General features: G+C 41.2%; 6 protein-coding genes. 3 read left to right on the forward strand and 3 right to left on the reverse strand.

The annotated features are described in order from the left end of the window. Positions 1-147 precede the first annotated feature (147 nt). The 3 genes from V7L05_RS10620 (at position 148) to V7L05_RS10630 (ending at position 5,454) form a co-directional block, all read left to right on the forward strand. Positions 148-1,110, forward strand: coding sequence for a PstS family phosphate ABC transporter substrate-binding protein (locus V7L05_RS10620; RefSeq protein ID WP_335164123.1), 963 nt, complete (start codon positions 148-150; stop codon positions 1,108-1,110). 28 nt (positions 1,111-1,138) lie between these two features. After that, positions 1,139-2,035: a vWA domain-containing protein gene (locus tag V7L05_RS10625; protein ID WP_335164124.1), complete on the forward strand. Its 897-nt coding sequence runs from the start codon at positions 1,139-1,141 to the stop codon at positions 2,033-2,035. Between the two features lie 95 nt (positions 2,036-2,130). Next, positions 2,131-5,454: a tubulin-like doman-containing protein gene (locus tag V7L05_RS10630; protein ID WP_335164125.1), complete on the forward strand. Its 3,324-nt coding sequence runs from the start codon at positions 2,131-2,133 to the stop codon at positions 5,452-5,454. Positions 5,455-6,170: 716 nt separating this feature from the next. On the opposite strand, the gene V7L05_RS10635 is transcribed toward V7L05_RS10630, so the two are convergent. The 3 genes from V7L05_RS10635 to V7L05_RS10645 form a co-directional block, all read right to left on the reverse strand. Continuing rightward, positions 6,171-6,842 carry a sigma-70 family RNA polymerase sigma factor gene (locus tag V7L05_RS10635; RefSeq protein WP_335164126.1) on the reverse strand — a complete coding sequence of 224 codons (672 nt, stop codon included), beginning with the start codon at positions 6,840-6,842 and terminating at the stop codon, positions 6,171-6,173. A gap of 3 nt (positions 6,843-6,845) precedes the next feature. Next, the gene (locus tag V7L05_RS10640; RefSeq protein ID WP_335164127.1) at positions 6,846-7,088 is read right to left on the reverse strand and encodes a hypothetical protein; all 243 of its coding nucleotides are present in this window, start codon (positions 7,086-7,088) and stop codon (positions 6,846-6,848) included. A gap of 560 nt (positions 7,089-7,648) precedes the next feature. After that, on the reverse strand, positions 7,649-7,870 hold a 222-nt coding region (locus tag V7L05_RS10645; RefSeq protein ID WP_335164128.1), incomplete at its 5' end, for a hypothetical protein.

Raw genomic sequence — 7,870 nt, forward strand, 5'->3', positions numbered from 1 at the left:
CCAATGAGAAATCTTTGAGATGCACCACACGCTCATTTTCATTCTTGGGACAATGCTTACTTTACAAGATTTTCAGCCTTAACTGAACCGTATTGATTTATACCGAAACCTTGTCCAACAGATCAGCAAAAAATCAACGGTATTTGTTTGGCACTTCCTCCTAAGAAAAAAGTAATTCCTTCTATTCCTACCTCTTCCGTTACTCTAACTCCTACCCCTCTAGTCTCTGCTCCTCGTCTCGTTAATTTTTACCGCACTTTAGCTGAAGTGCTTAACGTTCCCAAAGGAATCATTAGATACGGCGGTTCTACAAGCTTTGCACCGCTAAGGACTCCGGCAATAGTAGCGCTGATTGTGCAAGCTCATCCGGGATTTGAGTTAACCTACACCCAGCCACCGCCAGGAACTAAAGCTGGGTCTGGTAGCGGGATAAAAATGCTGATAGACGGTCAACTCAGTTTTTCCCAATCTTCGCGGCCTGTGAAGGACGAAGAGTTTGACAGCGCAAAAAGACGCAATTTCACTTTAGAACAGAAAGCTGTTGCCATTGATGGAATTGCTTTTTATGTCCATCGTGATTTGACTATCCCTGGTTTAACGGTATCTCAGATTAAAGATATATACACTGGCAGAATCACGAACTGGAGCCAAGTGGGTGGCCCCGCTATTGAAATTACGCCTTTGAGCCGTGACCCTAATGATGGCGGTACTCCTGAATACTTTCAAGAAAAAGTGTTGAAAAAGGAAGCATTTGCCCCATCTGTAAAACCTTATGCCATAGACACTACAACTACTATCCGAAAGGTAGCTGAAACTCCTGGCGGGATTGGTTATGCTACTGCTTCAGAAGTCTGCAATCAAAGTTTAATTGAGCCTTTGCCAATAGCGAAAGAGGCTAATCAAGGTTTTGTGTCTCCTTGTATCGAAAAGCTAGTGAATAAAACTGATTTTGCTAAAGATATCTACCCGCTAACTAGGCGGCTTTTTGTTGTGATCAAACGCGATCGCACCTTAGATGAACAAGCTGCTGTAGCCTATGTCAACTTACTCTTAAGTGATGAAGGTCAAAAACTTGTAGATCAAGCTGGTTTAGTGCCGATTCGTCACTGAAATAAATAATAACTCCTTAAAATCCCAGATGAGCAGATTTCGTCGCAGTTTTTGGCTATATCCTTTGTTTCAGATCCCGTTAATTGTGTTTGGAGTTTGTTTAGTTGCGACTATTTTGTGTTCAGTTTTAACCTTGGGTAGACCTAGTGTAGCAGTAGCGATCGCTCTGGATCTAAGCAGCAGCACCTACCAAGATCAGTCATTCAATGCACCGAATACTGTCATGGCTCAAGAAGTAGCGGCGGTGCGATCGTATATTGAAGAAAACTCCCAGCAATTGAAGGTTCCCAATAATATCCAAATTTTTGGGTTTGGCGATCAAGTTATCCCCTTAAGTAACTCTTTCACATCAGATAGACAAAAGTTAGAAGATGAGTTGAATTCAGCCTTAGCAAACCCTAATCTGTCGTCTCAGATTGGTACTGGAACAAATCTCAGTCAAGCCATTGACCAAGGTACAAAAGCTCTCAGCAATATTCAGTATCGTTGCCGTGAATTATTGCTCGTCACTGATGGAGTGGCTGATGTAATACCATCAGTTTTGATTCAGGCAGTAGCTCAGAAAGTCAAAATCAATGCTGTGGTAGTAGGAGCAGATGCTCCCCAAATCAAGTCAGCTACCGACACCACCAACGGAATTTATATATCCGGTGAATCGAATAATCTTCTAATCTTTTTTAAAGATATATTTTTTGCTAGCTTCAACAGCAATCTTAAATGGGTTTATTTCTGGCGAGGTTGTACCTGGATTGCTTTCATGTGGCTAATTATCCTGCCTTTAGACAGATGGGTTTTTCAAGGATTAATTAAGTTGCCAATGAACTTGAGTGGTCAGTTGGTATTAGGCAATGCTTTATTTTGGACTATTGTTATCCCCCTAATTCTTTGGCAGTTATCTAGCTTACCTTTTTTCTCAATTTGTTGAAATAAAAGACAGGACTTGAGAATTAATGGCTAGCAAATAATCAAAGAAAAATCACCCTTAATATTTTGAAATTTTAAAATTAAAAGGAGAAAATTATGGCAGCAGTTGAAGAAAAAAGTATGGTTCCCACTGTGTTGGTGGGTGTGGGTGGTACAGGTGTAGAAGTCTTATCACGGGTCAGAAGATTAGTAGAAGAAGCCTATGGCAGTTTGAAGAATTTTCCCATTATTAGTTTTTTTAGTATTGACACAGATAAAGATTATAAAGTTAGTAATCCAGAGGTAGCGGGATCGCCATTAAAGGATCATGAAAAACATTGGGCAAGTGTTAGTGGTAGAGAAGTCTATGACATTATGTCCAACATGGAAAAGTATCCCTGGATTGAGTCTTGGTTTCCTAGAGAATTAGAGCGCAATATTGGAGCATTGGAAGCTGGTGCAGGTCAAATTCGTGCCTGTGGTCGCTTTGCATTTTTTTACAATTATCACAAGATTAGGCAAAGGTTTTTTGAAGCGGCCGATCGCGTCAAAGGTCACGAAAGTTTAATGTTAGAAAAGCACGATATCAGAGTTAACAGTGGTGGGTTAAATGTTTTCATCGTTGGCTCAATCTCTGGTGGTACTGGCAGTGGGATGTTGATTGACCTTGGCTACTGCTTACGTAACTGGCTAAAAGGTCAGGGAAGCCCTTTAATTACAGCAATTGTCCCCATGCCTAATGCTTTTGCCAGCATTAATGTAGGCGATCGCGTTCTCGCCAATGGCTACGCGGCTCTGATGGAATTGAGTTACTTTTCTGACTACAGAACTGAGTATGTAACTCAATTCAGCGCTGGTTTGGTGGATGAGGTTCGCAATAAATTACCTCCCTTTGACTTTACTTATTTAGTCGGTACTAAGAATGGCGAAAGTGAGTTTAATCTCGACCAAATTCGGGAAATAATTGCTCAAAACGTTTTCTTGGATCTCACCTCTGATTTTGCTCCCCACAAACGCTCAATTCGAGACAACATTAAGGGAGCTTGGGCACAAGCTGATCCAGGTGGTAGAGGCTATCCCAAAAACTTTATGAGCTTTGGTCTTTCTACAATTGAAATTCCGGTAGCTCAGATTCGCAATTCTCTATCCAATCGACTAAGTATGGATTTAGTAAATTGGTGGCTGAATGAATCGGTGTCTCTGCCACCTAATGTTTTAGATTTGGTACAAAAAGATATTCTTAAGCGAATGCGATTGACAGAAACCGAATTGCTTGCAGACCTCTCTTGTGCAGCAGATAAATCCTATATGTCAGAAATATCTGTCTGGATTAATGATATCCGTAATAAAATAACCAGCGATAATAAATTGCAATGCACCCATCAAGGTATAAATGTCATCGGTACAGAGCGAGGCAAAATTCTCAGATTTCTGGATGATTTCATCCCCAAAGTTGATGAATATCGCGCCAATCACTTGCGAGAATTAAGCCCCGATGAACGAACACATGGTGACTTTCTCCAAAAAATGTACAATAACCGCGATCGCATTATCCAACAAGGCAGACAAGCGATTGAGGCAGAGTTTTACAAGATTATTAGCGATCACAATTTAGGCCCCAAATTTGCGGATGCTTTCATTACTAACGTCCGTCAGCTGTTTGCCAATGCTTCCGAAAAGTTCCGTCGTGAGTCAGAAAAAGTTTGGCAACCTAATGAAATTAATCGGCAACAGCAGTATGAAGCTGCACTACGAGATATTAACCAATTCAAAAATTTGTTTGGTCTAACTAAACAAGCTCAAATGGAGAAGTATTGCGAGGAAGCCCTCACGGGTTTAGAGAGCAGCTTTATTGCCATCGTTCAACGCAAAAGTCGCACTTTGTCTCTACAGGTGATTGAGCGAATTTTAGAGCATCTGGATCGTATGGAGCAGCGATTAGCGCGGTTTAATCAAAAGCTGCGACAACTACGCGATGACTTTAAACAAAAAGCTGACAAAGAAGCAGATAGTGCTGATGCTTTGAAAATTAACGGGTTTAAGCTTTATAACCGCGAAGAACTTAATCTACTTTATCAGGACATGATTGAGCAGTTAGCGGGAGCCATTCAAGGTAGCAAAAGCCGCTATGAAATCGGACTAAACCAGATTTGCACCACAATGTCGGAAGATATTTTGCGAGATGCTAGCCCTTTGTGGAAACAGACTCGCACTGCCGGGGAAGTGATGCAACTCTTTGATATTACTCAACTACAAGAGGTGAATTACGAGGATTTTAAAGAAATAGTTGCCGTCAAAACTCAGTTAGTAGTGAAAAAATCTCCTCAAGAGAGCCGATTAAACCAAGATTTAGCAGCGTGCGATCGCCTTTTTAAAAGCTTGCAAAACGATCCAGAGGCAATTCGCAGTAACATCCGCATTGCTTATCAAAAATCCCAACCGCTAATCTTACTATCCCAGGCAGTTCTCTCAGGTGCAGATGCCGGGTTTACTCCCGCCTTAAATACCAAAGTTGCGATCGTGGGAGGTCGCAACAGCAGCGATCCCACTGCAATTAAACTAATCCCTTATTTACAAGAAAGAGTGGGAAATGCCGATTCTATCACCCCTCTGGGACAACAAGAACAGCATCGAATTGTCTTTGTCCAAGAAAAGGGCGGTTTTTCTCTGCGCTGTATAGATGGTATTAGAGAGTTGCGGCAATCTTATCAAGACTGGAAAGGACAATCTATTGAAGCCAAGCGATCGCAACTCAGAGGTGAAACCAAAGACCTCCTTGTTCCCGTGCATATTCAAAAAGAACCTCCTTTCTGGGATGTGTTTCCCGAAAACCCCGAAGTTTTTAAACTAGTAGTGCAAGCTAGAGCATTAGGTGTTTTGCGGCTAGAAGAAAATCGCAACACCGAAGAAAAGGTGATTCGCTACACCCGCGAAACTGTAATCGGCTCAGAGAATGTAGAAATTGCTTCTAGTTGGGAAGAAGCGGTGCAAGTATTAGAGGTGCTGGCGTGTCGCCCTGACAAAGAAGCAATTGGGCGTCAAGTGTCGGCAAAACTAGCCGATGCTGACCAAGCCCAAGACAAACTAGGCTTGTACGACCAGTTCATAAACTATTTGAAGCAGCGAGAAGCAGAACTAGAAAAAATTGGGGGTAGCGATAGCCCAGATTACAAACGCGAAGCCACAATTATTAAAGATTTAATCACTTCTGAGAACCTCCAACTAGATAACAAAAGCAAACTCTCAGTTATTCAGCTTGTAATTTCTCCTGAGAAGCCGCTAGTTGATTTCATTGAGGAGCCTCACATATCAAATATTTCCCCTGTTGAGCCTCCTTTTATGGCAGGTGCAAATGTTTTTTGTACCGAGTGTGGTGAGCAAAACCCGGCTCGGTCTAAATTTTGCTACAACTGCGGGACTCGATTAGTTAAACCTAATTGATTTAGCAGGGCGAACTTGAATTTACAGTTTTGGTTAGAGTGTTGTCAGTGCCTCGATAGCATGGTGCTATTTTCACTCTTCATCGAATTACGATGCTTGTAACAGTTCGCTTAACGCTAATCCATGACCAAACTTCCCCTTGCCTCCGATTGAGTGGCACTCTCGCACGGTCAGGCTTTCATGGTCTGCACTCCATCAGATTCATTACTTACTACTGATGTGATCGGGGTCTGTGACCCTTTTATGTGGGGACTGAGGGGAAGGAACCCTCTTGTGGAGACGGCTCCTCAGTAAAATAGGCTACTGCCTCTACGCACAACTTTTACGTCGCGCATCTCGACTCAATACCGTGTTGGGGAAGTCTGCCTAGGGTGTTGACTTTGTGACGCCCGTATTTGACGGCTGTGGAAGAGAAGTTGAAAGCAACATGAATTAACTTGGTGTGATTTTAAGAAAATTTTCTTTGGCGGTAGACACAAGACAAAAGCGGACAAGTCTTGTGTAACTAGCCGCTTTTTAATTTAAATTTCAAATATAGCAGTCGCCAAAGCCGTTAGGACAGTTGGCGGGAAACGCGCCTTCAACAGCGTACTTTGTGATTTTATTGCTGTCCTAAGCTACCTGTCCGTTGCTATAGAGAAAAAATTATATTTTGTGAATGTTATTTGATCCAGCCTTAGCAATGTAGCTGGTGAAAAAGAAATCCTCTAGCACTTTTATAAGAAGCCCTCCAACTCAGCAAATTTACGTAAACGCGGTAAACAATGACGTTGATAAAAACTGCTCAATGTCGGAATTGACAGCCCAAAATCCTCTGACAACTCTTTCCAACTAACTTCTGGGGGTAGACGTTTGAGAATTAACACCTGACAATTAACATCTGGGCGCTCTTTAATACAAGTACGGCGTAGTTCACCTTCAGAGTCTGTCTTAGCCCATATCTCCAAGTCTTCTAGAATGGGAGGTGCTTGAGGAGTAGCAGGCAGGTTATCTACAGGGTCAATGGTTTGGACTATTCCATCCGATATAGACTGACGAATTCTCAGAGGGATTGTTATGGCTTGTTCCAGGTTCTGATTCAGGTAAAAGTCTTGTAGCCTGCGTTTTAGGTAAGCATTCAGCCAGGTGATGACAGTGCCATAAGTAGGGTCATAGGTTTGACCAGTTAAACCTTCACAAATATTGCGACAGAAATACAACCAAGTTTGTTGCAGTGCATCTTGATAGTAAGGGGTGCTTTCTCTCCATAGTTTATTGGAAGTCAAACGAATAATTTGCGTCAGTAGTTTCTGACGCTGGGGACTTCCAGGTTGGTATCTACAGGCTTGTGTAACTAAGTATTTTAGCTGTTCATCTAGTTTTTGCTTCACCAGGTTGTGATGGGACATATTCTAAATTTCCTGATTTATCTTTAGCAAAAAGTTGTTAACCTCTATAGCCGTATTAACATCTGTTGTTTCTAAAGAATTTTGGGATTCTTTATCGGTTTCAAAAGTAACAAATAAGTGATTGATGAGTAAATTACTGACTTTTTTACTTTCTATAATTGGTATTAATTGCTCTTGCTCATAATAGGCTAGATTGATTTCCACAATAATCTGTTCTAACTCAGGAACATCCAGATATGCTTCCATAACTTAAGCAACATTGTCTATATTACCGTTGTCGATGAGTTATATATTAAATTAGAAATTAATGTTACACATCGACCTTTTATGCTTGTTTGCGTGCAGTTTTCACACCTGGAGAATGTAGGAACATACTCGCTCAATTGCAGAAAACTGTATAATTAATAAAACATTGCTTATGTATAATCCAAAGTTGCAATTCTGTTGGATGCTTAAGCAAATCGGATAAATAGCACCCTATGACGAAAAAATACAGATTACACAAGTGTTCGCAGTTCGGATTGGCAGGGTTGCTGGGTTGGCTAATCAGGGCGAACGCATCTAAATATTAAAGATTGATGAGGCAGATGAAATTCCCCAACGCTCCATCACACAGGACTTTCAGAAAATTAGGTAATAAATAATCTAGAATAAATAATCTAGTGACTCTAAAAGATTTTATTTGCGATCGCCTCCAGCCAAGTAAGACGTTTTACGTCAACTTTTAGAATCACCCACTAATTAGTTTAATATTTGCCAGCGTTATTTAGGCAAGCTCATCTCTAAGCTCTTGTTCTACATACGACTTACTTATTACACAGGACTATGCCTGCTAGCACAGATAATCCGCCAATCATCATTATTATAGTTATTGGTTCATGCAGAATGATCCGCCCAAGAATGACGGCAAATAGAGGGACAAGTGTTATATAAGGGACTTCCAAAGAATAAATTATTCCAAGAAAAACAAGAGATAGGATTCTTCGATAATGATAATCATTTTGAGGGGGAGAGAAGGGGTTGCCGAC

Source organism: Nostoc sp., from assembly GCF_036917755.1.
Taxonomy (GTDB): Bacteria; Cyanobacteriota; Cyanobacteriia; order Cyanobacteriales; family Nostocaceae; genus Nostoc.

Bases quoted from the DNA above. Each gene is read 5' to 3' on its own strand.
- V7L05_RS10625 (WP_335164124.1), top strand. From the start codon at position 1,139: ATGAGCAGATTTCGTCGCAGTTTTTGGCTATATCCTTTGTTTCAGATC.
- V7L05_RS10630 (WP_335164125.1), top strand. From the start codon at position 2,131: ATGGCAGCAGTTGAAGAAAAAAGTATGGTTCCCACTGTGTTGGTGGGT.
- V7L05_RS10635 (WP_335164126.1), bottom strand. From the start codon at position 6,842: ATGTCCCATCACAACCTGGTGAAGCAAAAACTAGATGAACAGCTAAAA.
- V7L05_RS10640 (WP_335164127.1), bottom strand. From the start codon at position 7,088: ATGGAAGCATATCTGGATGTTCCTGAGTTAGAACAGATTATTGTGGAA.